The sequence below is a fragment of the Candidatus Dedyshia acidiphila genome, from assembly GCF_051025295.1.
GTDB lineage: Bacteria > Acidobacteriota > Terriglobia > Terriglobales > Acidobacteriaceae > KBS-83.
The window spans coordinates 1-15,154 of record NZ_JBMGJV010000001.1; the positions used below are offsets into that span (position 1 = coordinate 1).

Sequence of the window (15,154 nt, forward strand, 5' to 3'; positions counted from 1 at the left end):
TTCGGGTTGTGCTTCGACAACACCTTCGTGATCGCCGCCGTCAACGTCGTCTTGCCGTGATCAATGTGACCAATCGTTCCCACATTCACGTGCGGCTTCGACCGGTCAAACTTCTCCTTCGCCATCGCTCGCGTCCTCTCTTGCCTTGCTCAACAGTTGCCGACATCGAACCCGCAGACCTCGGCCAGGATGACCGCTTCTACCGGTTCGTCACGTTTCGCGTTCCGACCACGCCGCGCTCGAAAGCGCAGCTCAGTGGTAGTACGCGTACACCTTCAAAAACTTTGCCCGCAGCTCCGGAGACACCTGCTCGACCGAGGCCAGGTACAGCTCCCGGATCTGCCCCTGGTCCGCATTGCCCAGCCGACCATAGGCGTTCTTCGCGTCATCGCCCAGCAGGCCGCGACCGAGAATCGTCTCGAAGTCACGCACCCGCAACCGCTCACGGTCGACGGTCTTCAGAAACCGGGGCGCGCCAGCCGGCCCGAGCGCGCCGGCGATGGCGCCGCGCACCGTCTCGAACGAACCCTTGTCCTCGATCTCCAACACCGGCTGCTCAAACATGCTCAAACCGCTTCCGCACACTGGAAAACTGCTTTGCGCTTCCTCGTTCAGTTGGAGCGGGAGACGGGAATCGAACCCGCGACCAACAGCTTGGAAGGCTGTGACTCTACCACTGAGTTACTCCCGCCTGTACTGCAGCTTCTCGCTCCCAGCCTGGCCCCGGGCACAACCACAGACCCCGCGGCCCCGAAAGCTAGTAGCTGAACTTTGGAGCTGATGACCGGGATTGAACCGGTGACCTCTCCCTTACCAAGGGAGTGCTCTACCAACTGAGCTACATCAGCCCGCCTTCACAACCGCTGCCCACTCATCTTACCCGCGCTGCCAACCGCGCGCCCAGCAATACCCGCAATGCAAGACCGGCCAGCACAATCAGCACCAGTGTGCGGAACTTGCCGGGCTCCATCGTCCACCAGGCCAGCGCTGCCAATGCCGCGTAGAGCACCAGCGCAATCGCTGTCTTCCGCCCTGCGGTCAGACCGCTCGGCTGTTCCGCATCCGCTTCCGTCACCAGCCCAACCTATGGTGCACAGGGGAGGATTCGAACCTCCGTAACTCGCAAGGAGTGGCAGATTTACAGTCTGCTGCCATTAACCGCTCGGCCACCTGTGCACAACACCGCTCCACCGCCCGACTGGTTCTCACGTCAAACTCCGCACCGCATACACAGCTCGCGCCGGAGACCGGCTCGATGGAAGGGAGGCAGGAGATCTGGGGTGGGAAGTCGCGGAACGGAGTACCGGAGCGTCCTAACTCATCTCTCGACGGCCGGGTCACGAGGACCCTGGGGCGGTGGACTGGAGCTGGCGAAGGGACTTGAACCCCCGACCCTCTGATTACAAATCAGATGCTCTACCAGCTGAGCTACGCCAGCCCGCAAACACCCCGCTCCCGGACGACAGCACCTCGACACACTGCTGCGACCGCGGAGCGCGACCGTTCAAGCAAGAGCGTAGCACAGCAGACATGGGCTCGCAATGCGCCTCTGCGTGCCGGTCGATGAAGATTGCGGCAGCGCGCGGGAAGGCCAAAACCGGTGCCACTGCTATCCTGTCAGCGCTCCAGACACCCATGCGCAGACGCACCCGCACGACGCTGCTCGTTGCTCTCTCCGTTGTTCTCCTGCTGGCCGTTCTGGCGTGGCTGCGCGGCAAGGCGCCTCCTGAGGTCGCACGGCTGCTGCCCGAGTCGGATGGCATCCTCTACCTCAACTTCGAGCCACTGCGCACCGCTCTCCGCTTCGACCAACACCCCGTGCCGCATGACGCCGCGTACCAGTCGTTCCTCGACCAGACCGGCTTTGTCTTCGAACGGGACCTGCGCCAGGCCGCGGTCGCGCTGCATCGCCAGACGGACCCGCGCGGGCCGAACGGCACTGTCGCCTACTCTGAGGTGATCGCCGGACGGCTGGACCGGCGGCGGATCACCACCTGGCTCGAGCAGCACAGCACCGGCCGCGAGACCTACGCGAACCACACCATCTATGCGATCGCGAGCGAGGGCCGCACTGTGCGGGTAACGCTGCTGGGCTATGACATGGTCGCGGCGTCGAACACACCGACGCCTGAGCAAATCCATGCCATCGTCGACCGCTCGCGCACGGCCGCCCTGCCCTTCTCCGGCTCGTCTGTGCTGAGCAAGTACTACGGGCAGGTGCCGGCACTCTCGATTGGCTGGGGCATCGGCCGGATCTCGCTGCCACTGTGGCAGGCGGGCGGTCCGCAGGCGTTCGGCGTACTGCTGCCGGTCGCAGCGGATACGGACTTCATTGCCTCGGTTCGCTATCTCGGCAGCCTGCGCGTCCGGGTCGAGGAGATCGCGCCGAGCCAGGCGGCTGCCGCGGCGACCACCACGGCGGCGCAGAACCTGCTTGGCCTGCTCTCGCTGGCGGTCCGTTCCGTGCAGAACAATGCCGGAAGCCGTGACTACGCGGCGCTGCTCGACAGCGCCACCGTGGAGCAGCATAAGAACCGCACGGTGTTGACGGCGACCGTGCCACTGACGCTGGTGCACCAGCTCACGAGTAGCCAATAGGGTCGGCATTCCGCGAGCGTGGTTCTAACAAACCGCCACCGTGCTCACCCGGAGAGCTTAGGGCCGGGTATCGTTCCCTTCGCTGCATCGCCATGTCGGCAAACCGCATCCGATCGCTGGAGGATTCCTGATGTTTCATATGATCTCTGCACGTCGCGCGCTCACCCTTTGCGTTGCGCCTGCGCTGCTCGGCCCGGTCCTGCTGGCGGCTCAGCCGGCGAAGACTGCGCCCGCCAAGGCCTCGAATACGCAGTCCGCTCCCACCCACATGACCACGGGACAGGCTGCGTTCATCGACTACTCGCAGGAGAAGCCCGGGGCGCTGCGCAAGGTCACGGTCGGCGATCTGCCGGATCCGTACGCGACCGAGTCGGTCGACAACGGGCCGTCGCTGGTGCCGCGCCCCGCAGGCGCGATGCCCGAAGCTCCGGCCGGCTTCAAGGTGGAGCTCTACGCGACCGATCTAAAGAATCCGCGGCTGATCCGCACGGCACCGAACGGTGACCTGTTTGTCGTCGAAAGCGAGCCTGGTCATGACAGCGACAACGGCACTGTCCTGGTCTTCCGCGGTGTCGACGCGAAGGGCAAGCCGCAGCAGGTGAGCACCTTCGCTACCGGGCTGAAGCAGCCCTTTGGCCTCGCCTTCTACCCGCTCGGGCCGAACCCGCAGTGGGTGTACATCGGCAATACCGATTCTGTCGTGAAGTTCCCCTACAAGAACGGCGACACCAAGGCCACCGGGGCCGCGCAGACTGTTGTGCCGGAACTGCCCGGCGGCGGCCGCCTCCGTGGCGGCGGCCACTGGACGCGCGATGTCGTCTTCACCAAAGACGGCCAGCACATGCTGGTCTCGGTCGGCTCGCATTCGAACGTCGACGACACCGACAACAACCAGGCCGAGTTCCACCGCGCCGACGTGCTCGAGTTCACGCCGCAGGGTAAGTTCGAACGCGTGTACGCGTACGGTATCCGCAACTGCGTGGGCGAGGCGATCAACCCGGTGACGGGGCAGCTCTGGTGCTCGACGAATGAACGTGACGGTCTCGGTGACAATCTGGTGCCGGACTACATCACTCACGTCGAGCCGGGTGGCTTCTACGGCTGGCCCTTCTACTACATGGGCGGTCATCAGGACCCGCGGCACAAGGGCAAGCACCCGGAGCTGGCCGCCAAGGTGATCACCCCGGACGTGCTGCTGCAGCCGCACTTCGCATCGCTCGAGATGACCTTCGACGAGAGCCGTTCGTTCCCGGCCGCGTACCGTGGCTGGGCCTTCGCGGCCGAGCACGGCTCGTGGAACAAATCGAAGCGCGCGGGTTATGAGGTGGTCGCGGTTCCTGTGGTCAATGGCAAGGCGACCGGCGCCTATGAAGACTTCCTGACCGGGTTCGTCACGCCGGATGGCAACGTCTGGGGTCGCCCGGTAGGCGTGACGTTCGACACCGACGGCTCCTTATTCGTCACCGACGACGGATCGAATTCCATCTGGCACGTCACCTACACCGGCAACACGCAGCAGGCCGCGAAGTAGCGGTAACGCAGAAAAGAGGGACAAGGGAGCAGGGATGACATCCTGCTCCCTTTTTCTTGCTCCCAACTCAAGGCGCGCGTGACCTGCAGGACATGCCCGCATCCGGCCCTGATGCCTGCTTGTCAGCTTGCCTCGTAAGCCAGTCGCGCGAACTGATCTGGCGTGAAGATCCCCTTCGCGTACTTCGCATCGAACGCCGCGGTCGGCTTGGCGGCGATGACGTCATCGAGCGTCTTGCCCGACGCCTTCAGCGATTGGACCTTGTCCGAGATCGCTTCCAGCATGGTGATAAATGCCATGTAATCGGCCTGCGTCCCGATCGGACCGTGTCCGGGGATGATGATGGTGTCCTTGTCCGTCGTCTTGAGCACCCCGCGCCCCTGCTCAGCCATGCCCCGCAAACGACCGCCGGTCGTCGGATCGATGAACGGGTAGAAGCCGTTGAAGAACAGGTCGCCCGTATGCAGCACGTTCGCGTTTTCAAAGTGAACCGCGATATCGGAGTCAGTGTGCGCCTTCGGGTAGTAGCGTAGCCGCACCGTCTCTCCGCCGTGCTGGATCGTCTTCTCTGTCGTCAGCGTTTCGGTGGGCAGCGCGCTCTTCGGCGCGGGCGGGAAGGTACCTGCGTCAAGGATTCCGGGAATAGCCATCGTGTGCGGCTCGGACAGCCAGTGCTGCGTTCGCTCATGCGCGACGATCCGTGCGCCGCGCTGGTGCAGCGCTTCGTTGCCGTCGGTGTGATCGAAGTGCCAGTGCGTGTTGATGAGCATCGCGGGCTTCGTCACGCCGAGCGACTGAATCTGCGCCCACAGGTGATCCGCCCCACTCGCATAGCCGGAGTCAACCAGCAATCCTCCATCGCCCGCCGCGAGCACGCCGACGTTGCCGCCATCGCCGCTCACCACGCCGACATGGTTGCGCAGTGTCGTAGCTTTGAACGTCGCATTGGCGACAGCATCGCGTGACTTCTGCATGAACGGTGTCGCCTGCTGAGCGAACAGCGATGTAGGCGAGACGATGCGCGTTGCAGCGAGTGCAGCAACACTCCATCCGGCAGAGCGGAGGAACGAGCGCCGGTTGGGCAGCGCGGAGAGTGGCGAGACGATCGAGTCAGGACGCATGGCGCAAGGAGAGTACCACGCAGGCACGCATCGAGCCCGCGGGATGCCGGCTGATGCGTGTCATAGAAAAGTGGCGGCGAAGGCTTTCGAGGAGGCGCTGGTTAGCAAGAGCAGAGCTGCGATGTACCATGCCGCCCATGCGTCTTGTCCTATCGCTCGCTGCCCTGCTGCTTCTGCCCGCGCTCGCAATCGCTCAGCCTGGCGCGGTCGTGCGCTCGCCTGCTCATGACACTCACCTCACCGATCGAGTGACGGAGCTGGCTCACGCTCACCATGGCCAGGTCGCGGTGTACGCGACCAATCTGCGCAGCGGCGACGTCGTTGCACTCGCGCCCGATACGCCGGTCAAGACAGCGAGCGTCATCAAGCTCGCACTGCTGTGGGAGGCGATGCAGCAGATCCGCGCCGGGCGCGCGCACTGGAGCGATCGGCTGACCCTGAACAAGGACAACCAGACCGATGGCTCGGGCGTGCTGGGCTTCTTTGATACGCCGCTCACGCTGACGCTGAAGGATGTCTTGAGCATGATGGTGATCGTCAGCGACAACACCGCGACCAACCTGGCGATCGACACGGTCGGGCTCGATGCGACCAACCGAGAGCTGGTGCGGCTGGGCATGAAGAACACGTGGCTCTACAAGAAGATCGGCAAACCCGCGAGCGGCCCGATGCCTGGTGACCAGCCGCAGTTCGGACTGGGCAAGACAACGGCGCGAGAGATGGCGGGCCTGATGGAGCGGATCGTCACCTGCCGTCTCGACGATCACGCTGCACCGACCGCCGCAGACCGGGAGATCTGCGGCGTCGCCATGCACATGCTGCGTAACCAGCTCTACCGTGACGGTGCCCCGCGCTATCTGGAGGCCGCTGATACATCCGAGACCGGCTCCGCGATTGCGAGCAAGACGGGAGCGCTCGATGCAGTGCGCAACGATGTCGACGCGGTCGCGACCAAGAACGGCATCGTGATCCTGTCGATCTTCACCTGGGACAACACCGACCAGAGCTGGACCGATGACACGGAGGCCTACCTGACTGCAGCGAAGATCGCGAAAGCGATCATCGACACGTGGTCGCCGCAGGGGCTCGATCCGAAACTGTTCGACACCGCGTCGAAATAGCTACACCGATCAGCATGGCCACCCCGATCAGCGCAGGCGCGACAACCCGACCTGCTTGGCGATGGAGCGGTCGACCATGCGGGTGGGCAGCAGTCGCGGCAGCGTCCAGTTCGCCAGCTTCCCCCTGACGGGTGCATAGCGTGGGCGCGGGCGCGGCGTGGTCAGCGCGTGATAGACGACCTGCCCAAGGTCGTCCGGCTTGAGGCTGGTCTTCATCATCTCCAGGAACAAGCGCCGGAAGCGGGCGAGCGGCTCACGAAATTCTGTTGCGTCGTATCGGCTAAGGTCCATTGCCTCACCCTTTGCCTGCACAGGGGTATCGACCGCACCCGGTCCGACGATGATCACGTCGATGCCGTAGAGCTGAAGCTCGCGCCGCAGTGCGTCTGAAAGACCTTCGAGTGCGAACTTCGAAGCCGAGTACATTCCGAGGAAAGGGAGCGACACTTTGCCGCTGGTCGAGCTGATGTTGACGATACGGCCGGGGCGACCGGTGCGGCTGCGGTCCGCTCCCAGCAGTGGACCGAACGCCTGCGACACGGCCAGCGGCCCGAACAGGTTCACCTCGAACTGGTACCGGGCCTCGTCCATGGGCATATGCAACAGCGGCCCGGCTACCGCCATACCAGCATTGTTGACCAGTCCATCGAGCGTGCGGCCACCGAGCGCTTCGCTCACCGCGTCTGCCGCCCGATGAATCTCCTCCGGCTTCGTGACGTCCATCAGTAAGGGTGTAAAACCAGCGGGCAGCTCGCGCAGGAGGCGGTCCGCGTCGCTCTGCCGGCGCACTGTGCCGAACGCGCGTACGCCTCGCGCGAGAAGAACCCGCGTGATACCGAGCCCGATCCCGGTTGAAACACCCGTAACCACCACTGCCCTGCTCTGCTGTCCGCCAGCTGCCATCTGATCCGTACCTCGTCTTCCCATGAAAGGTCTTGAAGGTGAACACCAGACACCTTCAACATGGACAGCGTACATCTACTGTCGCGATCGGGTCAAACCTGTAGAGTGAGCGCATGCCCTATCCGGCCAAGATCAGTCGCGACCGCATCCTGGCAGAGGCGATCGCGCAGCTCGAGCAGGAGGGCCCCGCGCGGCTCTCCCTGCGAACGCTGGCCGCGGAGCTGGGCGTCGCCCCGAATGCGCTCTACCGCTACTTCGCGGATCGCTCGGCGCTTGAAGCGGCCCTTGCCGACGCCAGCACGGAGCGGCTGCAGGCAGCGCTCGAGCGTGCAGCTCAGCCCCGCGGAACGGCGCGGCGCACTCCCGGCGAATCGATTCGCGCGATGGGGCAGGCGTACCTGCGGTTCGCGCGCGAGCACCCGCACCTCTACGAAGTGATGATGGGACCGGGCTGCCATGATGAGGGCCCGGGCCCACACCGTGCGCTGTGGGAGTTCGTCCTTGCGCAGGTGGCGCGATTAACAGGCGAGCAGCCCGCGCCCGAGGCCGCGGTCGCACTGTGGGCGCTGCTGCACGGGACGGCAGCGCTTGAACGCGCCGGGGTCTTCACCGCCCAGAAGCCCTTTCAGGGCTTCCTCTGTGGGCTGAACATGTGGATCGAAGGCGCAGAGCGCAAATTCGGGGAGCAGGCTGCGCCCACGCGCCCTGCTCAAAAGAAGGCACCTCGCAAGCGCTCTTGACGGGGACCACCCGCCGATCAGAACTCGACGTGGCAGCGCACAGACGGCACCCACACCGGGCCGCGATCGCGGTTGTAGCCCGGGTTGTTGACGTGCGACGCGGCCAGCGCGAAGAACAGCCCGCGCCACGCATGGGTGTTGTAGTACGCCTCTTCCGTAGTCTCGCGCCCATAGCTCAGCTGGCCATCCCCGAGCAGGAAGCCAAGGCCGCCATCGGCCAAATAGTTCTGGTGATCGCGCTTGATGCCATTCGTGACGAAGGCCAGCCCCGCCTTGTCCGACCTGCGATTCCACTGCGTGCCGTCGTAGTCAGCCCCCAGCAGGATGGTCTGGTCGACCTCGGTGTAGGCAAAGGACTCATGCTTGCCCTCGTTCCAGCCAAAACGTCCGGCCGCCCGAAGGTGGTCTGTGAGCTGCTGCTCGATGTTGTAACCAAAGCCGTACTTTGCTGCCCCGACGTGCTCATGGCGCGTGATGATCGGGGTAGGGTCGCTGCCATCCACGTAGGCAGTGACTGCCTCGCGATATGAGCCCATGTGGGCGTTGTTGCGGAAGGCCAGCACACGCTGGACGCCAGCGCGACCGGGCAACAGGCCGCGGCGCAGTTCAAACTCCCAGTTCTGGCCACGAGCGCGGCGCAGTGCCCAGTCGAGGCTGATGCCGTTGGCGACGGTTGGCATAGCGGCCGCTGCATAACGCGCCGCCCAGTCGCGGTCCTGGTACTCGAGGACCGCCGCATACGTGTAGCCGCGCGTGTCGGCGGCGTAGTCCCACGCGCCGTTGTTATCGATGGTCCAGTTGGTGAACTGCTGATGGCTGTCGCTGAGGATGCTGTTGATGTCGAGCACGTCGGGCAGCGACATCTTGCCGAGCCGCACATCGAGCCGCCGCACCGGAACCTCAGTGGCGAGCGCAAGCGGGCTCCGCGCGTTCTCGGTCATCTCGTCCGTGAAGCCGATGGTCTGGTGAATCTGCACGCGCGAGACGTAGGGCTTGGAGCCGAGGTTCGGGTTGCGCACCACATCCAGGTTGGTGAAGCCAGCCAGGCCGAGCGCCTGGCTCAGCCCGCGGCCACCCGACGACTCCAGGTCGAGGATGAAGTCAGTGTTGTAGCGCTTGCTGCGGGTCGAAGGCTCGCCACCACGCAGCCGCTCGAGCTGGTAGCCGAGGTAGAGCGTGCCCAGCAGCGAGGTCTTGTACTCGCCGCCGTTGCGGAAGCTGTTTGGCCCCTGGTAAGGCGAATGGAAGCCCGGATGCGCCTGAAAGATGACGTTGGCCTGCCCCGAAAGCAGCCAAGGGGCGACCACGGAGTGGGCAAACATGGTGGTCGTGCCCTGGTTGTGACCCGGCGACTCGGCCGAACTGGCCGTCGCATGTCCGCCACCAGCGGCCTGCCCCAGCGCCACCGCCGCGCCCAGCGAGCAAGCAGCAACCCCGGTCAGCCAGCGCGCAATCCGGCCCTTTGCTTTGCTGTTCACGGCTCGGGCTGGCACGCGGACTGGGCTCCTGGACAGATGCGAGGCGACGGCAGCCTCACCTTAGTTTTCGACAGCTTTGGCATCCGGCCTGTGCATCTCCGCACCGGCCTTTGCTCTCTTCGTCTTATCACGTGGGCCGAAGTTCGCGTCACCATGTCGCAGTGAATTCAGCAACTTAGCCTCTGCTAAACCGCAGCCCTCGGAGCTCACCTGGTGGCGCGGGCAGCTTTTGAAGGGGGTGCGGTTTTCCACCAAACTGGACCGGTATCCCACAAACGTGGGTTCCGGTTTGCAACCCGAATACCCCGTCCGTAAGGTTTGCGTTCTAAAGTTTCTGGCCTATCTTTGCGAAAGAAATTCTTGCTAAGAGGGTAGAAATGACACGGCAGCTCACAAATCTGGCAGGTCTGGCAGCAATCGCGGGTGCTCTGACGCTTCTTGGATCCGGTTGTGGCGACAGAACAGAGATGAGCAAAGAGAACTTCGCTCACGTGCTGAACGAAGACTACTCGGCCAATGCCGACTGCCTCTTCACCAAGCCGCTCCACTACCCGTTCGAGATGCAGGCAGGCGACAAGCTGCTGGGCGACGTCCACCACAAGCTGGACGCGCTGACCGCGGCCGGCCTGCTGACGCGTACCGCCCAGGCTGGCAGCCTGCACTATGAGCTGACCCTGACCGGCCAGCAGGTTCCAGGCAATGGCCGCTTCTGCTATGGCAAGCGCCAGGTGACCAGCGTCGACACGTATTCCACCCCAACCGAGCACAACGGCAACCGCTTTACGAAGGTCGAGTACCACTTCGTCGAGAAGAACAGCCCGGACTGGGCCAAGGTGCAGGCCATCCAGAGCGCCTTCCCAGCCGTCGCCAAGGCCGTGGCTGACGAGGCGGTCGACCATGCCACGCTCGTCCTGACCCCGGACGGCTGGGTGCGCAACGAGGACTAGTTCCGGTCCGCCGCAGACGCGCCGCGCGCCGACAAAGTTTGCTCTTTCACCCGCAAACCCACCAACCCACAACCCGACCGGACCGGCGTTCTGTCAGCGCCCATCCCAACCCAGGACCCGGGCTCATGCCCGGGTCCTGGCGCGTTTTGGGGACGAACACCTGGTTTGCTTGCAGCGTCAACCACTCAGGGCTGGGTGATCTGTGAGACATCGGCCAGATTTGCCTCCGCGCTGGGAAGGACCACCAGGAGGCAGTCTTTCGAACCAGTCGTGCACGCGAGTACGCCTCGCGCCAGCACCCTAGCCTTCGAGCCAGGGGGCAGCGCCACCCGGTAGCTGAGCGGCAGCAGCGTCGGCACGATCTTTTTGAGGGCATCGTTGCCCTTCAGGAAGCGGACATCCGGGGCGCCGCTGTTCCCAAAAAGGAACAGGAAATCTGCTGACGCATACTCGCCCTTGAGCGGGCTGGCGACGCGATAGGTCCGCACCGCAGCGATCGGGTCGGCTCCTTGGGGTCCAGGGGGCTCCGGTTTCTCCTTCACTCCCTCGGCCGTCAGGGCCGCGACACGTGCGGTAGCGTTCGCCTTTTTGTCCGCACCCGCGGGCGGAAGGGCGCGGTTTCCCATCAGTTTGAGCACCTGACGCCAGACGGTGAGCGACTCCGCCTTCTCACCACGCGCTTCGGCGAGCGTGGCGAGGTGCTCCCCGATCTCGATGTCGGGGGATAGCACCCAGGCGAGACGAATGAATGGTTCGGCATCGTTGGCTTTCTGTTGCTTGTAGAGGATCCATCCCAGCGTGTCCCAGTTCGCCACCAGGCTGGCGGTGTTGAGGAAGTCCTCCGGCTTCACACTCCCGAGGGCGACCGATGCGCTGCGCGACTCGAGCAGGGCGATGGCCTTGCGGCTCGCCGCTTCGGCCGCGTCCAGATCGACACCGGATTGCGCAAGCTCGTATGCCGCGGAGTTCAGTATCCCAGCGTTGTCGCTCTTGTCCATCGCCGCGTGCATCGTGGCCTTGCCAGCCTCTGTGTCGCCCGCCAATAACTGCGCCCGGGCAAGCTGGATCTGGTAGCCAGCCGGCTCGGACGACCGCTTGATCGCCTGGTCGAAGGCGTCCTCCGCCTGCTTGTACTGCTTCTGGCCAACAGCGAGGCCGCCAAGCATGGCGTAGGCACGCGGGTCCGCCGGATCGGCGCGGCTCCACGAGCCGATCGCATTGCGCATGCCGTCGTAATCGCCGGTGAAGCTAAGCAGACCGCAGAGCACGGGATAGGCGCCGAAGTTCTCCGGGTGGTACTCGATCTCCTTCCGGTAATCGGCGATGGCCTTCGGCTTGTCGTACCAGTCCAGGCGACCGTATTCGAACCAGAGGCCGAACTGACGTTCATTCTTCTGCTTCACCTGGTCGAGCAGGGCACGGGCACCCTGCACATCGTGCGCCTGTTCCTTTTCAAACGCCTGCCGGATCAGGTCGGCCGACGCGTGGTCATCCGTCGCAGTGGTGCCCGCGACCTTCACCTCACTGCCGATCAGTTGCATCATCTGTCCGGCATCGTCGCTGACGGCCTTGAGGAAGTCGCGATACGCCGCAAAGTCGCTCACCGGCAGCTCACGCTGCTTGTAACGCAGCGTGCGATCCAGGTGCAGCGTATGGCCGGTCAGGGTGGCGGTCGAGGTGTACTCGGCGAAGGGCGTGTCCTTGTGCACATCCGGTGGCGGCTGAATGGAGTAGCCGGCGGGCAGCTCGAGCGTGAGCTTGACGACATTCTCAGCTACCGAATCGAGCTCGATAGCGCGCTTCGGCGGCGTCGCATCCTCGGCCAGCTTGGCCTCAAAGGCGGGACTCATGCCGGTGATGCGGCGATTGGGCCAGTCCCCGAAGTCCTTGCGCGTGTAGTCGTAGCTCAGGCGAAAGGGCTCGCCGGTCTTCTCCGGCACGCTCGCATCCACGGCACTCACATCCCCGGCAAAGCCGCGGTTGTAGGAGATCTGCTGCGAGACTTGCATCCACTGCGCACGCGCGATGGAGTGATACACCATGCGGAAGATGACTTCTGCATCGCCGCGCATGCTGAGATCGAAGTGCGCCGTGAGCGTGCCGTTGGCATCGAGCTTGCCCGTGATCGTCTCGTGCAGGAAGCCAGGGACCGGCAGCGAGGCCGGGGTGCGCACCAGGGCGGCATCGCCGGTGGGCGGAACCGGCAGGGCGAGCTTGTCGCGCAGATTCACGAGCAGCACGCGTGCGGGCGCCACCTCGGGGGTCGCATCCAGCCACACATCGCGGGTCGCTGCGGCATCGCGCAGCTTGACCAGCGTGATCATGTGATCGAACTGCAGCATCGGGATCGCTTCGTTCACGCGCAACGAGCTGGAGATCAGGACTGGCTCAGCCTCGATCTTTTCGGCAGCCAGCATGGCCTGGAGCAACGTGTGCTTGTCCTTGCAGTCACCGTACTGGTTACGAAACACCTCCGCGGCTGTGTGCGGCTGCAGCCGCCCCACGCCCAGCGAGACCGCTATGTAGCGGTACTGGGTGGCGACATAACGGTAGAGGGCATCGACCTTCGCATCATCCGTTGTGAGACCGCGGGTGAGCTCGTCGGCCTTGGCCTGGATCGCCGCATCGGGCGTGGCACGCTCCTTGAAGAGCCCCCGATACCAGGCACCAAACTCTGCCCAGGTCTTGAAGCTGCTGATGGCGAAGTCAGGCGAGAAAGTCTCCTGCACCAGGTTGACGGCGGCGGTGGTGTCCTTCTCCTGCTTCTTCGGGTAATCCGCGAGGGTGTTGTGCTCCCACCGATAGACACGCTCCGTACCCTGCTCGTGGATCACGGGCTTCGCATCCTTGCTGAATACGGTCACGGGCACATCGCGCGGAACAAAGACTTCGCTGACCTCAGAGACGACCGGGATCCCTCGCGTGAACTCGCCGGGGTACCAGAACGCTCCGGGAGTATCCGCATTCGTTCCTGTCAGGGTGACCTGATATTCGAGCGTGTCGCCCACACCCAGGGATTGCACCGGAAGCTGCTTCATCCGGAGGTCGCTGTACATGGGCGCCTGCTGCGTCACAGGCAGCGGCACCTCCTGCGCATCGTCGGCTTCGGATGGGATGACCTGGCCCGAGGGTTTGCGCACCCGCACATAGTCGAAGTGAACAGTGGTGGTGAGCGCGCCGAACGGAATCGAGATGATGCCCGCAGTGCGCACGCCCGCATCGGACTGAATGCGTTCGCGCACCGACCAGGTACGGACGCTTGAGCCATCTCTCGCAAAGTGAGAGACGACGTGGCTCTCCTCCATCACCAACGCCTCGGCCGAGAGGTCCGGCCTGGAAGGCTTGGCGACCTCTGGCATGGAGGCACCGGCCGCGCGCGGCAGTGCACTCAGGAGAACGGCAGGAAGGCACAAGAAGGCAGCAAACCTGGAGACCAGGAACACGGTACGGACCGGCATGATGGCTGCTTATAGCGCAGAGACAAGCGCTTCGCCTAGGAAATAGCTACCCACACCCGCACGAATGGTGCTGGCCTCACGGGCGGGCGTACTGTGGGTTGCTCTGGCGGAATACCTCTGGTCTCCCACGGTAAGGCTCAGGTCTCAGGATTTGGGACGACGTCCGATGGCCACGCGGGGGATGCCCTGCAGGTCGGGAAGGAACTGCGGCGATGTGTAGCCAGCGTCGATCAACAAGTTGGCAATGGCGTCCTGCTGGCCGTGGCCGATCTCGAGTAGCAGGCGGCCGCCGGGGTGGAGGTGGAGGATTGCCTGCGGGATGAGCCGGCGGTAGATCGCCAGTCCATCGGTGCCGGCGAAGAGCGCGAGCGCCGGTTCGTAGTCGCGGACCTGCGGCTCGAGCGCCTCCGTCTCCGCGACATACGGCGGGTTCGAAACGATGCAGTCGAACGGCGGCTCCTCATCTAAGGCGCCGAAGAGGTCGGACTCGACAAATCGGACGCGGTCCGCGGCGCCGAGTTGCTGTGCGTTCTGCTCGGCAATCGCCAGCGCTGCGGTGGATAGGTCCACCGCGATGAGCTCCGCTCGCGGCAGCTCAAGCGCGAGCGTGATGGCCAGAATGCCGGAGCCGGTGCCAATGTCGAGCACGCGCGCCGGCGCAGGCGCGAGTGCGAGCACGGCCTCGACCAGGTGCTCTGTCTCCGGGCGGGGGATCAGGACTGCGGGCGAGACGGCGAACGAGCGGCCATAGAACTCCTGCACGCCGGTGATGTACTGGATCGGCTCCTGGTGAACACGGCGAGCGATGGCTGCATCGTAGATCGCGAGTTGTGCGTCCGTGAGCGCGTGATCGGGATGCGTGAGGAGAGCGGTACGCGTCTGTCCGGCTGTATGGAGCAGCAACAGCTCCGCATCACGGCGCGCCGTCTCGGCTGGGCTGCCGGACGCAAGGAGCTGGGCGATGCCGCGGTCGAGCGCGGCGCGAAGCGTGATCATGGAGAGTGGAAGCGAAGTACGGATACTCGCATGCCCGGGGGCGAGCGCTGCCTGCCAACTGGCGCGGGCAGCGGGCTTCTGGGGCCGGAATGCTATACTCACTGTAACGCTCTCAGTCAGGGAGGCAGTCGGCGCTTCGTCTGCGCCCGCCCCTGCGCCTCGAGCGTTGCCCTCCGTGTAGCAGTTTTGACGCGTGTCGCGTGGAGGGAGTCAGCCCAGTGGACGATGAGGGCTGGCGAAGAGGATCGTTCGGCAAGAGCG

General features: G+C 64.5%; 13 protein-coding genes and 4 tRNA genes. 5 read left to right on the top strand and 12 right to left on the bottom strand.

Going from position 1 to position 15,154, the window contains the following annotated elements; all coding sequences use genetic code 11:
- The 7 genes from AC5IJH_RS00005 to AC5IJH_RS00035 form a co-directional block, all read right to left on the bottom strand.
- Positions 1-125 (bottom strand): GTP-binding protein (locus AC5IJH_RS00005; RefSeq protein ID WP_491900910.1); only part of this gene is annotated, 125 nt, incomplete at its 3' end.
- 127 nt (positions 126-252) lie between these two features.
- Positions 253-570, bottom strand: coding sequence for a hypothetical protein (locus AC5IJH_RS00010; protein WP_491900732.1), 318 nt, complete (start codon positions 568-570; stop codon positions 253-255).
- A gap of 46 nt (positions 571-616) precedes the next feature.
- Positions 617-691 (bottom strand) — tRNA-Gly (locus AC5IJH_RS00015).
- An 81-nt stretch (positions 692-772) separates the two neighbouring features.
- A tRNA-Thr gene (locus AC5IJH_RS00020) sits at positions 773-848 on the bottom strand.
- Between the two features lie 23 nt (positions 849-871).
- Entirely contained in the window at positions 872-1,075 is a 204-nt protein-coding gene (locus AC5IJH_RS00025; RefSeq protein WP_491900733.1) for a hypothetical protein, read from the bottom strand.
- A 12-nt stretch (positions 1,076-1,087) separates the two neighbouring features.
- Positions 1,088-1,176: transfer RNA gene (locus AC5IJH_RS00030), tRNA-Tyr, on the bottom strand.
- Between the two features lie 186 nt (positions 1,177-1,362).
- A tRNA-Thr gene (locus AC5IJH_RS00035) sits at positions 1,363-1,438 on the bottom strand.
- A 197-nt stretch (positions 1,439-1,635) separates the two neighbouring features.
- Here AC5IJH_RS00035 and AC5IJH_RS00040 point away from each other — a divergent pair.
- Together AC5IJH_RS00040 and AC5IJH_RS00045 are read left to right on the top strand one after the other, a co-directional pair.
- Positions 1,636-2,598, top strand: a complete 963-nt coding sequence (locus AC5IJH_RS00040; protein ID WP_491900734.1) for a hypothetical protein — start codon at positions 1,636-1,638, stop codon at positions 2,596-2,598.
- A 139-nt stretch (positions 2,599-2,737) separates the two neighbouring features.
- Positions 2,738-4,129, top strand: a complete 1,392-nt coding sequence (locus AC5IJH_RS00045; protein WP_491900911.1) for a PQQ-dependent sugar dehydrogenase — start codon at positions 2,738-2,740, stop codon at positions 4,127-4,129.
- A gap of 122 nt (positions 4,130-4,251) precedes the next feature.
- On the opposite strand, the gene AC5IJH_RS00050 is transcribed toward AC5IJH_RS00045, so the two are convergent.
- A complete protein-coding gene (locus AC5IJH_RS00050; protein WP_491900735.1) occupies positions 4,252-5,250 on the bottom strand; it encodes an MBL fold metallo-hydrolase in 999 nt (332 codons plus the stop codon).
- Positions 5,251-5,387: 137 nt separating this feature from the next.
- Here AC5IJH_RS00050 and AC5IJH_RS00055 point away from each other — a divergent pair, with 137 nt between their 5' ends.
- Positions 5,388-6,371: a serine hydrolase gene (locus tag AC5IJH_RS00055; protein ID WP_491900736.1), complete on the top strand. Its 984-nt coding sequence runs from the start codon at positions 5,388-5,390 to the stop codon at positions 6,369-6,371.
- 27 nt (positions 6,372-6,398) lie between these two features.
- On the opposite strand, the gene AC5IJH_RS00060 is transcribed toward AC5IJH_RS00055, so the two are convergent.
- A complete protein-coding gene (locus AC5IJH_RS00060) occupies positions 6,399-7,274 on the bottom strand; it encodes an SDR family oxidoreductase (RefSeq protein ID WP_491900737.1) in 876 nt (291 codons plus the stop codon).
- 113 nt (positions 7,275-7,387) lie between these two features.
- On the opposite strand from AC5IJH_RS00060, the gene AC5IJH_RS00065 reads away from it, so the two are divergent.
- A complete protein-coding gene (locus AC5IJH_RS00065; RefSeq protein ID WP_491900738.1) occupies positions 7,388-8,014 on the top strand; it encodes a TetR/AcrR family transcriptional regulator in 627 nt (208 codons plus the stop codon).
- Positions 8,015-8,031: 17 nt separating this feature from the next.
- Here the strand turns inward: AC5IJH_RS00065 and AC5IJH_RS00070 are convergent, their stop codons facing one another.
- Positions 8,032-9,507, bottom strand: coding sequence for a carbohydrate porin (locus AC5IJH_RS00070; protein ID WP_491900739.1), 1,476 nt, complete (start codon positions 9,505-9,507; stop codon positions 8,032-8,034).
- A 452-nt stretch (positions 9,508-9,959) separates the two neighbouring features.
- Here AC5IJH_RS00070 and AC5IJH_RS00075 point away from each other — a divergent pair, with 452 nt between their 5' ends.
- The gene (locus tag AC5IJH_RS00075; RefSeq protein ID WP_491900740.1) at positions 9,960-10,439 is read left to right on the top strand and encodes a hypothetical protein; all 480 of its coding nucleotides are present in this window, start codon (positions 9,960-9,962) and stop codon (positions 10,437-10,439) included.
- Between the two features lie 185 nt (positions 10,440-10,624).
- Here AC5IJH_RS00075 and AC5IJH_RS00080 read toward each other — a convergent pair whose 3' ends face one another.
- Both AC5IJH_RS00080 and prmC read right to left on the bottom strand, forming a co-directional pair.
- Complete coding sequence (locus tag AC5IJH_RS00080; RefSeq protein WP_491900741.1) at positions 10,625-13,798, bottom strand: DUF3857 domain-containing protein; 3,174 nt, start codon at positions 13,796-13,798, stop codon at positions 10,625-10,627.
- 243 nt (positions 13,799-14,041) lie between these two features.
- A complete protein-coding gene (gene prmC / locus AC5IJH_RS00085) occupies positions 14,042-14,893 on the bottom strand; it encodes a peptide chain release factor N(5)-glutamine methyltransferase (RefSeq protein ID WP_491900742.1) in 852 nt (283 codons plus the stop codon).
- Positions 14,894-15,154 lie beyond the last annotated feature (261 nt).